Below are 14,538 nucleotides of genomic sequence, written 5' to 3' on the forward strand. Positions count from 1 at the left end.
GTAAACATGAAGGAAGCAACAAAAAACACAATTCTTGTAACGGGAGGGGCAGGATTTATAGGATCCAATCTTTGCGACTATTTTTTGTCCCAAGGGCATCAAGTGGTTTGTCTGGATAATTTTGCCACCGGACACCGCCATAATTTGAAGGACTTTATAAACCATCCCCATTTCAGTTTGATTGAGGGAGATATTCGAAACTTGTCGGATTGCCGGCATGCAGTCCAAGGCGTGGATTATGTTTTGCACCAGGCTGCCTTGGGTTCGGTGCCCCGATCCATCCAGGATCCCATTAGCACGAACGAGGTGAATGTCTCGGGATTTTTGAACATGCTGACCGCTTCTCGTGATGCCGGGATCAAACGCTTTGTTTATGCGGCAAGTTCTTCGACTTACGGTGATTCGCAAGGCTTGCCCAAAGTGGAAGAGGTGATCGGGAAACCGCTTTCGCCTTATGCCATCACCAAATACGTGAACGAATTGTATGCCGCTATTTTTAGTCGAACTTACGGATTGGAAACCATTGGTTTGCGTTATTTCAATGTTTTTGGACGCAAACAAGATCCCCAAGGCGCCTATGCCGCCGTCATTCCCAAATTAGTAATGCAGTTGATGCAACTCGAAAGCCCATTAATCAACGGGGACGGCAATTATTCCCGTGATTTTACCTATATCGACAACGTGATTCAAATGAATGAACTGGCGATGACCACCCAAAATCCGGAGGCAGTCAACACGGTTTTCAACACGGCTTATGGCGACCGCCATACGCTGAACGACTTGGTGGGGTATTTGAAGGAATTCTTGTCGGCACACAATCCAAAAATAGCGGATGTGGCCATTGCATATGGTCCCAACCGGGCAGGCGACATTCCCCATTCTTTGGCGAGTATAGAGAAAGCGAAAAATTTGTTGGGTTATGATCCGCAATTTTCTTTGCAGGAAGGGTTGAAGGAAGCGGTGGATTGGTATTGGGAGCATTTGAAATAAGGTTAGAAGTGGGAGGTTAGAAGTTAGAAGTGAATAGATAGAAGAAAAAAAATATATTAAATGAAAATTACAAAAATTTGTTGCATCGGTGCAGGATATGTTGGAGGGCCCACCATGGCCATTATTGCACAGAAATGTCCCCATATTCAAGTCACGGTGGTCGATTTGAATGCAGATCGAATTGCGGCCTGGAATGATGCCGACGTTAGAAACATCCCGATTTATGAGCCGGGTTTGAGCGAAGTGGTAGCCGAAGCCAGGGGAAGAAACCTTTTTTTCTCGACCGAGGTAGATAAAGCCATAGACGAAGCCCAGATTATTTTTATATCGGTGAATACGCCTACCAAAACCTATGGTAAAGGAAAGGGAATGGCCGCCGATTTGAAATACATTGAATTGTGCGCCAGACAAATTGCCAAAATCGCCAAAGACAACAAGATCGTGGTCGAGAAATCGACTTTGCCGGTGCGTACTGCCGAGGCCATCAAAAGTATTTTGGACAATACCGGAAATGGCGTCCAGTTTCAAATCCTTTCCAATCCAGAGTTTTTGGCCGAGGGAACCGCCGTGGACGACTTGTTGCAGCCCGACCGTATTTTGATTGGCGGCGACGAAACGGCCGAAGGTCAAAAAGCCATCCAGGCACTTGTGGCTGTTTATTCGAATTGGGTAGCCCCGGAAAAAATATTGACCACCAATGTATGGTCGTCGGAATTGTCGAAATTGACTGCCAATGCTTTTTTGGCACAAAGAATATCTTCGATCAATGCCTTGTCGGAGCTTTGCGAAAAAACGGGAGCCAACATCAACGAAGTGGCCAAAGCCATAGGAATGGACAGCCGGATAGGGCCAAAATTCCTCAAAGCTTCGGTTGGTTTTGGAGGATCCTGTTTTCAAAAAGACATCCTGAACCTGGTTTACATCGCCAAATCGTATGGATTGAACGAGGTGGCCGATTATTGGGAACAGGTCATCATCATGAACGACCACCAGAAAAAACGGTTTGCCAACAAAATTGTGCAAACCCTTTACAACACCGTTGCCGACAAGAAAATTACCTTTTTGGGTTGGGCTTTCAAGAAAGACACCAACGATACCCGCGAATCGGCGGCTATTTACGTGGCCAATGATTTGATCAACGAACAAGCCAAGATTGCCGTGTATGATCCCAAAGTGTCCCATAAAAAAATGGTGTCCGATTTGGATTATCTGGAAACCCGATCTTTGGAAAAGAATCTGGAAGGCGTGGTTTCGTTTGACGATCCTTATGAAGCCTGCCAAAATGCCCACGCCATAGCGGTATTGACCGAGTGGGATGAATTTACGCATTATGATTGGCAGAAAATATACGATGGCATGCAAAAACCGGCTTTTGTTTTTGACGGAAGAAATATATTGAATGGCGAGGAATTACAGGAGATAGGGTTTGTTTATCATGGGATTGGAGCGTAAATAGGGGGGGGCTGTTTTCGGTTTTCAGTTATCTGTTATCTGTTTGGAGATAGTATTTTATTTGTGTGTAAAGGTTTTGTTTGTAGTGGTTTAGTGTTTTTTTTGATTGCGAAACATCATAAAATGTGGGAAACCGTAAAAAACGCATTTCTATTTTGAGTAGGTTTGCAAAATTTGAAATATAAAGTATTCGTGGACTTTAGCATAGCATTAAAAAGGAAGCGTTAGTTCGTTAAACAACAAGTTGATTGTTTACACGTACATTATCAACAAGATTCTTTCTAGAAAAAGAATCGCAACACTTTAAAAATTGAGTAAAGACATAAAAATTGCCGTTATAGGTTTGGGATACGTTGGTTTGCCTTTGGCGCGCTTGTTTGCCACCCACTATTCCGTGACCGGATTTGACATCAATCAATCCCGAGTCGATGCCTTGAAGTTGGGCAACGACAGCACACTCGAGATTGATGCTTCGACTTTGCATGGCGTATTGTTGGAAAACCAAACGAATGCCGTAGGTTTGTACTGCACTTCCACTCTTTCAGAAATTGCGGATTGCAATTATTATATAGTTACTGTTCCCACACCGGTGGACAAGAACAACCGTCCTGATTTGACCCCTTTGTACAAATCCAGCGAAACTGTTGGAAAGGTATTGAAAAAAGGTGACATCGTCATTTATGAATCCACCGTTTATCCCGGGGTGACCGAGGAGGAATGCGTGCCGGTTTTGGAACGAATTTCGGGTTTAAAGTTCAACGTCGATTTTTTTGCGGGTTATTCCCCTGAAAGAATCAATCCCGGTGACAAGGAACATACCGTGGACAAGATTTTGAAGGTTACTTCCGGTTCCACTCCCGAAATTGGAGTCAAAGTAAACCAACTGTACCAATCGGTGATCACGGCAGGGACTTATCTTGCCCCTTCGATAAAAGTGGCCGAAGCCGCCAAAGTAATCGAGAATTCCCAAAGAGACATCAATATTGCCTTTGTCAACGAATTGGCCAAGATATTCAACATCCTGGAAATTGATACCCATGCCGTTTTGGAAGCTGCCGGCACGAAATGGAATTTCCTTCCCTTCAAACCGGGTTTGGTTGGAGGCCATTGCATAGGCGTGGATCCGTATTATTTGGCCCAGAAAGCACAAGAAAATGGATATCATCCCGAAATAATATTGGCAGGACGCCGTTTGAACGACAGTATGGGCGATTACGTGGCTTCGCAAGTGGTCAAATTAATGATTAAAAAGGGGATTACCATCAATGGAGCGACGCTTTTAATGTTGGGCATTACGTTCAAGGAAAACTGTCCCGATGTTCGTAATACCAAAATTGTTGACGTGATTAGCGCCTTGGAAGATTACGGTATTACCGTAAATCTTTATGATCCTTGGGCCAATCCGGTCGAGGTCTTGCATGAATATGGTATAAACGCCAGCAAAGACTGTCCATCCACTGCTTATGATGCCATAGTTTTGGGAGTGGCCCACCAGGAATTCCTGGAGTTGGATTTCAATTCCATAAGAAATGAAAACAGCATTGTTTATGACGTGAAAGGGGTTTTGGGGGATTTGGCGGATGGAAGGCTTTAGGAGAGGTTGGAAGTTGGAGGTTGGAAGTTAGAGGTTAGAAGTTGTGGGTTTTGGAACGTATTGCGTGATGGTTTAAGGTTTAATAATCAAGGGGCAAGACTGGAGAATGTAGAATTAAGTATTAAGAATCAAGTATTAAGACTGGAGAATGTGGAATTAAGTATTAAGAATCAAGTATTAAGAATTAAGACTAGAGAGTGTAGAATTAAGTATTAAGACTGGAGAATGTGGAATTAAGTATTAAGAATCAAGTATTAAGAATTAAGACTAGAGAGTGTAGAATTAAGAATACAGAATTAAGTATTAAGTATTAAGAATTAAGAATTAAGAATTAAGACTGGAGAATATAGAATTGAGACTGGAGAGTATGGAATTAAGTATTAAGAATTAAGTATTAAGACTGGAGAATATAGCATTAAGACTAGGGAATTAGGGAATATAGAATAAAGAGTAAATCATAAAGAGGATAGTTAAACAAGAAATAGTTGTATAATGAAAAAAATATTGATCACGGGAGGAGCGGGGTTTATTGGGTCGCATGTCGTTAGACGTTTTGTGCAAAAATATCCGGAATGCCAGATTTTTAATTTGGATGCGCTTACTTATGCGGGAAATTTGGAGAATATTACCGATATCGAAAAGGAACCCAACTATACTTTCGTGAAAGGGGACATTACCGATGAACGGTTTATCCATGATTTGTTTGAAGAGCAACAATTTGACGGGGTAATCCATTTGGCTGCCGAATCGCACGTGGATCGTTCCATCGAAGATCCGATGGCTTTCGTGAAAACGAACGTGATCGGGACGGTGAATTTGCTCAATGCAGCCCGAAAACAATGGGCAAATGCTGCCGAAGGCAAACGTTTTTATCACGTAAGCACCGACGAGGTGTATGGTTCGTTGGGTGCCGAAGGCTTGTTTACCGAAACCACGCCTTATGATCCGAATTCGCCCTATTCGGCTTCCAAAGCGAGTTCCGACCACTTTGTGAGGGCTTATGGCGAAACCTACGGATTGCCTTATGTGCTGACCAATTGTTCCAACAACTATGGGCCGAACCATTTTCCGGAAAAATTAATCCCGTTGTTTATCAACAACATCATCAACAACAAGCCGTTGCCTGTTTACGGGGATGGAAATTATACCCGCGATTGGCTGTTCGTGAAAGATCATGCCGTGGCCATTGATTTGGTTTTTCACCAAGGCCAGAATCACGAAACCTACAACATCGGTGGATTCAACGAATGGAAAAACATCGATTTGGTCAAGGTTTTGTGCCAAATCATGGACACAAAATTGGGCAGGGAAGCTGGGGAATCGGCAAAACTAATCACTTACGTGAAAGACCGACCGGGACACGATTTGCGCTATGCCATCGATGCCAACAAAATCAACCAAGAATTGGGATGGAAACCTTCCGTGACTTTCGAACAAGGTCTGGAAATTACCATCGATTGGTATTTGAGCAATCAAGAATGGTTGAACAACGTGACTTCGGGAGCGTATGAGAAGTATTACGAGAAGATGTATTCGTAGGAGTTGGAAGTTAGAAGTGGGGAGTTGGAAGTTGGAAGAGGGAAGTTGGAAGAGGGAAGTTGGAAGTGGGGAGTTAGAAGTGGGAGGTTAGAATATAAAAACAGATAAACCATGAATTGGTATGTAGTGTACACCAAGCCCAAATGGGAAAAGAAAGTGGCGGAGCGATTGAATGAAATTGGGGTGGTGGCCTATTGTCCCTTGATTGAAAAGACCAGTCAATGGTCTGACAGGAAGAAGAAAATAAGTGTGCCGTTGTTTAATTCCTATATTTTTGTGCAGATTGAAGACAGGAACCGCAACAGGGTTTTTGAAATTCCGGGAGCTGTTCGCTATTTGTTTTGGTTGGGGAAACCCGCAACGGTCAGGGATTCGGAAATCGAGACCATCCAGAATTGGTTGTCGGCACCGGCCACTTACGAAGTTACCTTGGATCGATGGAAAAAAGGCGATAAAATCGTGTTGGAATCGGGGCCGTTTGTCAGCCAATCGGCCATCATTCAAGAAGTGAAACAAAACCATTATATACTGATATTGGAATCATTGGGATGCTTGCTTCGGGTAGATAAAAAGGAAGAATAATTTTTTTATTCAAAAAATTATTTTTATTTAAATTGATTGTTTTACGGTTGTTGCGGGTAAATGATTCATTTCTAGCAGGGTATTGTTGGTTGATCGTGTTTGGTTTAACAAGTTTGGGTCTCGGTATTTTGTAAGTAAAAGACGTGTGTTCTTTTTATTTATCCTAAATTTGCGACCTTCTAGATTTTGGTGTCCCCTGTTTTGGGAGTCACCAGGGCGAAGCCGTTGAACAACAATAAAATTTGATTATTTTTGGTCGCATGAATTGGCGGCAATTTTTATCACATTATTCGGGATTGCACCAAGCGCTTGATTTATGGCGATGGTAACCCAGGGAATCCAGTTACATTAAAAAAACACAAGATAGCATTATGAGAAAAATAGTTACAGTCCTTTTATTGTTGTTTGTCCTTTTTCAATCGGCGGCATTGCGTGCGCAAGATTTGTTGAAAGGCACTGATTTGAGTACGGTGAAAGTCGATTATTTGTCGGATACCGAAATTGCCAAAGTAAAAGCACAGTTACAGGCCAACAATACCAGCATTGACCAAATGGAAGCGATGGCTTTGGCCAAAGGAATGTCGGCCACCGAATTTGCCAAATTAAAAGTGCGTTTGGGGTCGTCATCCACCGCCACAGGAGTTTCAAGCAAGAACAATTTCGACGGGAATGATGAAGAGTTGGGTCGAAAACAGGAAAAAGTAGTCAACAAGAAGGTAAAAGACACCTTGAACTCACTGGTTTTTGGATCGGAATTGTTTGACAATCCGACCCTGAATTTTGAACCCAGTTCGAAATTGGCCACTCCGGTGAATTATATATTGGGACCAGGAGACGAACTGCAGGTCAGTGTTTACGGCGTGCAAGAATTTAATGCCAGTGTTCCCATTTCGGTCGAAGGGAAAGCCACGATTCAATATGTGGGACAAATTTCGGTTTCCGGAATGACCATTGAAGCCGCTACCCAGAAAATTAAAGGAGCGATTGCCAGGGTTTATAGCACCGTGCGATCGGGACAGTCGCAAGTTGGAGTGAGTTTGAGTCGCATCAGGACCATAAAAGTAACCTTGATTGGCAGCAAGCAACCGGGTAATTATTCGGTTTCTTCCTTGGCCACGGTTTACAATGCCTTGTTTTTGGGTGGAGGTCCCGGAAAAAACGGCAGTTACAGAAACATCGAGTTGTTGCGCAACAACAAAGTGTACAAGAATATTGATATCTACAAATTTTTGGTCAACGGCAACCAGTCGGACAATGTGGGATTGAAAGACAATGACGTCATCCGGATTCCGGCCTACACACAAAGAGTCACTGTGGAAGGGCAGGTAAAACGTCCCGGTATTTTTGAGATGAAAACCGGGGAAACTTTCAAGGATTTATTGTCTTTCGCTTCGGGGTTCAACGAATTTGCCTATACGGCATCGGTAAACGTGTTGCAGAAAACCAATAAAGAATTCAAGGTAAAAGACATCAAACAAGCTGAATTCGGAAGTTACAAGCCTCTTTCCGGCGATGTTTTTCGGGTTTCGAAGATTTTAAACCGATTTGAAAACCGCATCAAAATTGAAGGAGCCGTTTTCAGGCCCAATACGTATTCTTTTTATGAAGGAATGCGCATTTCCGACCTGATCGCCCAAGCCGACGGATTAAAAGAAGATGCCTACACGAACAGGGCTACCATCGTTCGATTGAAACCCGACTTGACCACTGAAGCCGTCAACGTGAACTTGGCCAAAGTATTGACAGGAGATTCAGAAGCCAATATCCCTTTGCGTAAAGAAGATATCGTGACCGTATATTCCATTCTGGATTTTAGGGAGGAATATAAAGTGACCATTGATGGCGAAATCAAAAAACCCGGTGTTTATGACTATCAAGACAATTTGAGCCTGAACGATTTATTGGTGCAAGCCGGTGGATTGACCGGTTCGGCTTCGAAGAGAGTGGAAGTGGCGCGAATGATCAAATCGGACGAAATTGACGAGAATAATCCGAATAGAGTCCAATTGTTCAATCTGGAAATTACTTCCGGCAACAACGAGCAAATCAAGAACTTTGCCTTGGAGCCTTTTGACGTGGTGAATATCCGCAGAATGGCCGTATATGAAAAGCCGGAGATGGTAACGATAACAGGAGCCGTCCATTATACCGGAAAATATGTTTTGGCCAACAAAAAGGAAAGGATACATGATGTTATCCAGCGTGCGGGAGGTTTGACTTCGGTAGCGAATTTGGACGGCGTGAAAATCAAGCGTCCCATCCAGGCCAAGCAGATTGAGGAATTGGAAAATATTGACTTGAATCTAGGGAAAAAAGACAGTGTTCAGAGTAAAGTGGTCAAAAAAATGAAAGAAGATCTAAAATATGCCACCATTCCCGTAGATTGGAGGAAAATAATCAAAGATCCCAACAACAAGACCAATGTAACCTTGTTTCCCGGTGACGAGATTGAAGTTTCGGTTTACAATGAAGGCGTGAAAGTATCGGGTAACGTGCTCTTGACCTCGGAGATTCCGTATAATGGCGGGAAAGGATTCAATTATTATTTGAATGCCGTTGGCGGTACCGACGCCAAGGGTTGGAAGAAAAAAGCCTACATCGTTTATCCGAACGGCCAGGCGGCGGTATCCAGCAGCTTCTTTTTTATACGTTCCTATCCCAAGGTATTGCCGGGTTCGCAAATCGTGGTTCCCGAGAAGCCGGAAACTAGAAAAATGAGTACAGGAGAGTGGGTTAGTATAGGTAGTGTAATTACGAGTATTGCTTTATTGATAGTTACCTCATTTAAATAGGATATATCTGTTAGGAGAATACAGATTGCGGAAAGCAGATAATAGTTTATAAGCGAGAAATAAATATGGCAAGCGAACAACAAAGACAGGACGAAATTTCCTTAAAGGAATTAATTGAGAAAGGCAAGGAATGGTTTTCTTATTTGCTAACGCAATGGAAAATCATTGTGTTGGCAGGTTTTATTGGAGCTGTTCTTGGCTTGACCTATTCTTTCATGAAAAAACCCATTTACACCGCTACCTTGACTTTTGCCTTGGAAGACGAAAAACCGGGAGGAGGATTGGGCGGCGCCTTGGGCTTGGCGAGTTCTTTTGGATTTGATTTGGGAGGAAGCGGTGGCAGTATTTTTTCGGGATCCAATTTGACGCAGTTGTTCAAATCCAGAAAAATGGTGGAGCAGACCTTGTTGATGCCTGTTGTGGTTAACAACAAAACAATTTCTTTGGCTGAAATGTACATACAAAATTCAAAATGGCGAGAAGGTTGGGAGAAAGATGCCAGATTCAAAAGCATTCAATTTCTGCCGAATCCCAGTCGGAATTATTTCACCCGCGTACATGACAGTATTTTTGGAGTTATTTACAAGAATTTGTCCGGATCATTGACAGTTGGGCAAAAAGACAAGAAGATAGACATCCTTAGTATAGATGTTTCCTCTACCAACGAATTATTCTCCAAGTATTTTTGTGAAGCCTTGGCCCGGCAAGTGGGACAATTTTATGTTGCGACCAAAACCAAAAAAGCAAGAGCCAACATGGCCATTTTGCAAAAACAGACCGACTCGATTCGTGGTGAATTGAATGGAGCCATTACAGGAGTTGCCGTTGCCAACGACAACACCTTCAATTTGAATCCTGCACTGAATGTGCGTCGTGCGCCATCAGCAAGAAGGCAGGTCGATGTGCAGGCCAATACGGCTATTTTAACTGAATTGGTAAAGCAGACCGAATTAGCCAAAGTGACTTTGCGAAAAGAGACGCCTTTGATACAAGTTATTGATAGGCCTATATTGCCATTACCTAAAGAGCGATTTGGTAAAGCTAAAGGAATTGTAATGGGAGGGTTTTTAGTGGGGTTTTTGGTGGCATTCAGTTTGATTATGAGGAGGGTTTTTAAAGAAATTATTTAAAAAACGGAGTTGTTTTTTATTACTATTAAAGTTAAAGTATTAAAAATATTTCATAGGGTTATTTGCCTTAAATCAACTTGGATGGAAATTATTAAAAAGTTTAGGATTAAATGATAAAAAAATATTTTAATAATTATAATCTGGATAGAACACAAAAGGCAAATTTAAACACTATTTTATCACTATTTTTTAGGGGAGGTAGCATCTTGTTGCAATTTGCATTAATCCCATTGACTATTGATTATATTAAGCCTGATGTTTATGGAGTATGGCTTACTTTGTCATCCCTTGTTGGATGGGTTGCCATGTTTGATATTGGTATTGCGAATGGTTTAAAGAATAGGCTTTCCGAGAGTTTGGCCAATAAAGACATCGAGAAAGCCAGAATATATGTAAGTACAACCTATGTTATAATCGGAACAATTGCGTGTATGCTAATAGGCTTGTATTTTATATTATATAATTTATTTGACTGGCAGGCTATATTCAATTCTCGTTTTATTCCAGAATCTGAATTGAAAAACGTTGTTACAATAGTTTCTTTATTTTTTTTATTGAAATTTATAACGGATATCGTTAATGTGGTTGCGGCTTCTTTTCAAATGGTTTCGGTCAGTTCCATATTGCTGTTCATTAGTAATCTTGGATTGACCATTTCGGTTTGGATTTTGACAAAAACCACGAACGGGAATTTAATTTTGTTGGCATTGTACTTGTCGGGTATTCCTTTTTTAATCTCCCTAGTATCGAATTTTTATCTTTTTAGAAGCCAGTTTAAGCTGGTCAAGCCCTCTTTTAAATACGTTGATCTAAAATATTCGAAAAGCATTATTAGTTTAGGTTCCCAATTTTTTATTTTGCAGATTATAGGTTTAATAATCTTTCAGACCGACAATATTTTAATAGCCCAATTTTTCAGTCCGGCCGAAGTGACCAATTTTAATATTGCTTATAAATATTACAGTATTGTAACCATTTTATTCACTATTTTATTAACACCCTATTGGACTGCTTTTACCGAGGCTTATCATAGTAAAGATTTTAACTGGATAAAGTTGAGCATTAAAAAACTTCGAGTGTATTGGGGATTAAGTGTCCTTGTTTTGGCAATTATGCTTATTGTTGCAAATTTCATAATAAAATTATGGATTGGTGATGCAGTCCAAATATCATTTTCCTTGTCCTTGTCTATTTGTGCCTATATTGCTGTAAGTAATTGGAATGCTATTTTTGCCAATTTTTCAAATGGAGTGGGTAAATTGAGAGTACAGATTTTATATGCAATTATTATGGGGATTGTCAATATACCATTGAGTTTTATCTTGGTTAAAATATTTGGTTTGGGAACTTTTGCCATGCCTCTTTCCAACTTTATTTGTTTGATTTTTGGGGGAGTTATCAGTTATATTCAATATTTTAAAATAATTAGAGAAAAAGCAACCGGGATTTGGAATAAATAACAATTAGACATCTCAATACATAATGAAAATACAATACGATCATCAAATATTTACCCAACAACAATTTGGAGGCATTTCAAGATATTTTTACGAATTAATTAAAAGATTTGAAGGTACTGAAAACAGCTGTGACGTGGCATTGCTTTTGTCCAATAATGCTTATTACAACCAAGATGTAAATCCAAAATTAAGACCTTTTTTTCCTAATTCGAATTCAAGGATAACAAGTAAAATTTTTCGTACGGTCAATCAGCAAATCAGCAGCTATGTAGAAAAAAAGGGAGATTTTGATGTTTTTCATCCTACCTATTATGATGATTCTTTTATAGAAAAGATAAAAAAGAAACCTTTTGTGGTTACTTTTTATGATATGATACACGAGAAGTTCTCTAATCAGTATGAGAATTTGAAATCGGACACCCAGATATTTGACAGCAAGAAACGGTTATTGAAACATTCGAGCAAAGTAATTGCCATATCCGAAACTACTAAAAATGATATTATTGAAATTTTCAATATAGAGCCGTCAAAAATAGAAGTAGTTTATTTGGGTAATTCCTTGCAAAATTTTAATATAGGTGATTATCGTTTGGTAGCGGATAATTATGTTTTGTTTGTTGGAAATAGAGGGATTTATAAAAATTTTGATTTTTTTGTTACGACTATAGCCCAGATGTTAATTGATGCTGATTTAAAATTAATTTGTGCTGGTGGAGGTGATTTTTCGCCTCAGGAATTATTTTTAATACAATCGTTGAAACTAGAAAAGCGTGTTTTTTTCAAGAAAATAATTAATGATGATGTGTTGGCTAATTATTATGCACATGCTTTATTCTTTTGTTTTCCCAGTTTGTACGAAGGGTTTGGGATTCCTGTGTTAGAGTCTTTTGCTTGCGGTTGTCCTGCACTTTTGAGTAATGGAGGTTCATTACCCGAAGTTGGTGGAGATGCAGCCCTCTATTTTGATCCAACCAATGCTGAGTCTTTGGCTAAATCTGTGGCTGAATTAATTAACAACGAATTCTTGCGACAAAATCTAAAAGAAAAAGGATTAGAACGATTGAAACAATTTTCGTGGGATACTACGTTTCTAGAAACAGTAGAAGTGTATCAGTCGGTTAAATAAAGACAGGAGATAATGGAAGAAATAAATGTGAAAACAGCTTTTATAACTGGAGTTAGTGGTCAGGATGGTGCTTATCTTTCTAAATTGCTATTAATGAAAGGGTATAGAGTTATTGGAATAACAAGAAGTCGTCATGAAGAAAACTTAGAAAACCTTAAAAAGCTAGGTATTGATAATGAGGTAATTATTCAGGAATGCGATTTGCTTGATATCTCTAGTATAATCAGTTTTATCAATACTTATAAACCTGATGAAATGTATAATTTGGCAGCACAGAGTTCAGTAGGGCTGTCGTTTAAACAACCTATAGGTACTATCAATTTTAATATTATTTCAGTACTTAACTTATTAGAAGCCATTCGGATTATAAAACCCGACGTTCGATTATATCAGGCATCGAGTAGTGAAATGTATGGTAAAGTATCTAATTTACCGGTTACTATAAATACTCCAATGCACCCATTGAGTCCCTATGCCATATCCAAAGCTTCTGCACATTGGATTGTTGTCAATTATCGTGAATCGTATGGCTTGTTCGCTTGTAATGGTGTTTTGTTTAATCATGAATCTTTTTTGAGATCTAATGGTTTTTTTGTTAAAAAGGTTTTACAAGAAACTGTTCGGAACAAGGATAATTCTGAGTGGGTTTTGAGGGTTGGCAGCATTGACATTAAAAGGGATTTTGGTTTTTCACCGAATTATGTTGAGGCTATGTGGTTGATGTTGCAAGCTGACAACGCCGATGATTTTATTATTTGTTCAGGTAAGAGCATAACATTGCGATCCATTATTGAATATGTTTTTGAGAAACTCGGAGTTTCAAAAGATAAATTAGTAATCGATAGTGATTTTATGCGACCAACAGATATTGAAGATATTTATGGAGACAATTCTCCAGCCAAGAGAATATTAGGTTGGCAATATGATCTTGATTTTTATCAGGTTTTGGATATTTTGATCGAAGATGAATTAACTTTGTTTACGCAAAATAAATCTTGTTAAATATTGCAGCAGTTAATTATTCCTACTTCCAAAATTGTGTTTCTAATAGAAAAGAGCTTCCTTAAAATCTATTAATTGTATAATGAAAAGAACTAAATTCCCTCTAATTTCAATAATTACAGTTTCGTACAATGCAGTGAGTAGTATTGAAGAAACCATTTTGAGTGTCATTAATCAGGATTTTGCTGATTATGAATATATTATTATTGATGGTGGTAGTACTGACGGCACTGTTGATATTATAAAAAAATATCAAGACAAAATTACGCTTTGGATTTCGGAACCTGATAAAGGAATTTATGATGCTATGAATAAAGGGATTAATGTAGCTAAAGGAGAATGGTGTTATTTTATGAATGCTGGAGATTATTTTTATGATTTGAAGTTGTTGGCTAATGTTAATGAAAAATTAAAGGAGACGGAATATTCAGTTGTAGTGGGCAAGGTTGCCCTTTACGATAAAAGCAGTAATGTCTCGAAATATTTTCCTGAATTTAAGAACGATATTATTGATTATAAACCTAGATATTTATTTAATAGCCATTTATGTCATCAGGCTCTATTGGTGAGAACGTTAACGTATAGATCTGTCGGGTGTTTTAATTTGGATTATAAGTTTTTTTCTGATTTTAATACTGTTTATACAATAATAGCTAATGAAAAGAGGTTTGAAAAAATCGATTTAGTAATTGCAAAATATAATTTAGACGGAGTTTCAGCAAATTATAAAAGTGCCATTAAATTATTTTTGGAATCAGAAATAATATTGAAAAAATGCGGTGACACGTCATCTAGGTGTCTTTATTATTTGAGATTTATGCATATTGTCCTTTATTATCTTAAATGTTTTTTTCTAAATAAGATCAAATAA

The 14,538-nt window shown here is 39.2% G+C and carries 11 protein-coding genes; all 11 read left to right on the top strand.

All coding sequences use genetic code 11. The features are described from left to right. Positions 1-6: 6 nt before the first annotated feature. The 11 genes from OZP13_RS00420 (at position 7) to OZP13_RS00470 (ending at position 14,538) form a co-directional block, all read left to right on the top strand. Complete coding sequence (locus OZP13_RS00420) at positions 7-990, top strand: SDR family oxidoreductase (RefSeq protein WP_281298258.1); 984 nt, start codon at positions 7-9, stop codon at positions 988-990. 60 nt (positions 991-1,050) lie between these two features. Beyond that, positions 1,051-2,442, top strand: coding sequence for a UDP-glucose 6-dehydrogenase (locus tag OZP13_RS00425; protein ID WP_281298259.1), 1,392 nt, complete (start codon positions 1,051-1,053; stop codon positions 2,440-2,442). Between the two features lie 310 nt (positions 2,443-2,752). Further along, positions 2,753-4,036, top strand: coding sequence for a nucleotide sugar dehydrogenase (locus OZP13_RS00430; protein ID WP_281298260.1), 1,284 nt, complete (start codon positions 2,753-2,755; stop codon positions 4,034-4,036). A gap of 492 nt (positions 4,037-4,528) precedes the next feature. Next, entirely contained in the window at positions 4,529-5,575 is a 1,047-nt protein-coding gene (gene rfbB / locus OZP13_RS00435) for a dTDP-glucose 4,6-dehydratase (RefSeq protein WP_281298261.1), read from the top strand. Between the two features lie 111 nt (positions 5,576-5,686). Beyond that, entirely contained in the window at positions 5,687-6,157 is a 471-nt protein-coding gene (locus OZP13_RS00440) for a UpxY family transcription antiterminator (RefSeq protein WP_281298262.1), read from the top strand. Between the two features lie 371 nt (positions 6,158-6,528). After that, a complete protein-coding gene (locus OZP13_RS00445; protein ID WP_281298263.1) occupies positions 6,529-8,949 on the top strand; it encodes an SLBB domain-containing protein in 2,421 nt (806 codons plus the stop codon). 65 nt (positions 8,950-9,014) lie between these two features. Next, the gene (locus tag OZP13_RS00450; RefSeq protein ID WP_281298264.1) at positions 9,015-10,079 is read left to right on the top strand and encodes a Wzz/FepE/Etk N-terminal domain-containing protein; all 1,065 of its coding nucleotides are present in this window, start codon (positions 9,015-9,017) and stop codon (positions 10,077-10,079) included. A 110-nt stretch (positions 10,080-10,189) separates the two neighbouring features. Further along, entirely contained in the window at positions 10,190-11,539 is a 1,350-nt protein-coding gene (locus OZP13_RS00455) for an oligosaccharide flippase family protein (protein WP_281298265.1), read from the top strand. 22 nt (positions 11,540-11,561) lie between these two features. Further along, entirely contained in the window at positions 11,562-12,665 is a 1,104-nt protein-coding gene (locus OZP13_RS00460; protein WP_281298266.1) for a glycosyltransferase family 4 protein, read from the top strand. A 12-nt stretch (positions 12,666-12,677) separates the two neighbouring features. After that, on the top strand, positions 12,678-13,667 hold the full coding sequence (locus OZP13_RS00465) for a GDP-mannose 4,6-dehydratase (RefSeq protein ID WP_281298267.1): 990 nt from the start codon (positions 12,678-12,680) through the stop codon (positions 13,665-13,667). Between the two features lie 82 nt (positions 13,668-13,749). Further along, complete coding sequence (locus OZP13_RS00470) at positions 13,750-14,538, top strand: glycosyltransferase family 2 protein (RefSeq protein ID WP_269241733.1); 789 nt, start codon at positions 13,750-13,752, stop codon at positions 14,536-14,538.

This window comes from Flavobacterium limnophilum (genome assembly GCF_027111315.2).
GTDB lineage: Bacteria > Bacteroidota > Bacteroidia > Flavobacteriales > Flavobacteriaceae > Flavobacterium > Flavobacterium limnophilum.